Genomic DNA, 1,529 nt, shown 5'->3' with positions numbered 1-1,529 from the left:
CGGCCGTGGCGACTGCCGGTGCGGCGGCGCCGATGCCGGTGAGTTCGGCCAGGCGCTGGCGCATCAGGTCGCCGAAGGCGCCGTCGGGAATCTGCGCCAGCATCGGCCGCGCGCGTTCGGCCAGGCGCGCCTTGCCGTCGAGCGTGCCGAGGTTGATCTCGCGCGAGAGTTCGTCGAAGAAGAACTGCGACAGCGGCGTGGCCTGGACCAGGCGCGCGTCGAAGGCCGCGGCGCCTTCCTTGCGCACGATGGTGTCCGGATCCTCGCCATCGGGCAGGAACAGGAAGAACGCCTGACGCCCGTCTTTCATCCGCGGCAGCACCGATTCCAGCGCCTTCCAGCCGGCGCGGCGGCCGGCGGCGTCGCCGTCGAAGCAGAAGAACACGTCCGGCGCGTTGCGGAACAGCAGTTCGGCATGGTCCGGCGTGGTCGCGGTGCCCAGCGTCGCCACCGCCTGGGTGACGCCGAACTGGAACAGCGAGACCACGTCCATGTAGCCCTCGACCACGATCAGCCGCTCGATCTTCTGGTTGGCCTGGCGCACCTGCCACAGGCCGTACAGCTCGCGGCCCTTGTGGAACAGCGCGGTTTCCGGCGAGTTCAGGTACTTGGGGCCGTCGTCCTTGTCGAGCACGCGGCCGCCGAAGGCGATGACCCGGCCGCGGCGGTCGAAGATCGGGAACATCACCCGGTCGCGGAACTTGTCGTAGACGTGGCCGCGGTCGTTCTTGGAGAACAGCCCGGCGCGGTCGAGCAGCTTGAGCCGGCGCTCGTCGGTGCCCAGCGCGTCCTTGAGCGCGCTGTAGCCGTCCGGGGCGTAGCCGATCTGGAAGCGCGCGCGGTTTTCGGCGTCCACGCCGCGGCCGTCCAGGTAGGCGCGCGCCTTCTCGCTGCCGTCGAAATGGCGCTGGAAGAACTTGGCCGCCGCTTCCAGCGCGGAGTACAGGTCGCGATGGTCGTCGCCGGCGGCCTGGGCGGCACCGCGCTGCTGGGCGTCGCGCGGGATTTCCATGCCGGCGCGCTTGGCCAGCTCGTCGACCGCGTCGAGGAATTCGAGGCGATCGTAGTTCATCAGGAAGCTGATCGCGGTGCCGTGCGCGCCGCAGCCGAAGCAGTGGTAGAACTGCTTGGTCGGGGACACCGTGAACGAGGCCGAGCGCTCGTCGTGGAACGGGCAGCGCGCCGCGTATTCCTTGCCCTGGCGCTTCAGCGGCACGCGCGTGCCGATCACCTCGACGATGTCGGTGCGTGCGAGCAGGTCGTCGATGAATGCGTCGGGGATGCGGGCCATCCGCATAGGATGCCACGCGCGTGCGCCGTCACGCTGGCCGCGCGGCCTGCGTGTGGTTCAGCACCGTGCGGTCAGGGCGCCGGCGGTGCCTGCGCAGCGCTGCGCGGGTCGATCCCGGCCGCGACGAGCTTGCTGTGCGAGCGCAGCCGCTCGTCGATCACCGCGGTGATCAGCGCGCCGACGAAGAACACCACGGTGGCGTAGTAGATCCACACCAGCAGGATCACCAGCGCGCCCA

General features: G+C 70.0%; 1 protein-coding gene and 1 pseudogene. Both read right to left on the bottom strand.

Translation table 11 applies throughout. The annotated features are described in order from the left end of the window. Positions 1 to 1,291, bottom strand: a 1,291-nt coding sequence (gene dnaG, locus D180_RS05760; protein ID WP_043090537.1) for a DNA primase, incomplete at its 3' end; no start/stop codon positions are given. 71 nt (positions 1,292 to 1,362) lie between these two features. Then, positions 1,363 to 1,529 (bottom strand): annotated as a pseudogene (locus tag D180_RS05755) (BrkB protein); the annotation flags it as partial.

The sequence above is a fragment of the Xanthomonas sp. SHU 166 genome, from assembly GCF_000364685.1.
GTDB lineage: Bacteria > Pseudomonadota > Gammaproteobacteria > Xanthomonadales > Xanthomonadaceae > Xanthomonas_A > Xanthomonas_A sontii.
The sequence above is the reverse complement of the archived record's forward strand: the minus strand, read 5'-3'. Positions and strand labels throughout refer to the sequence as shown.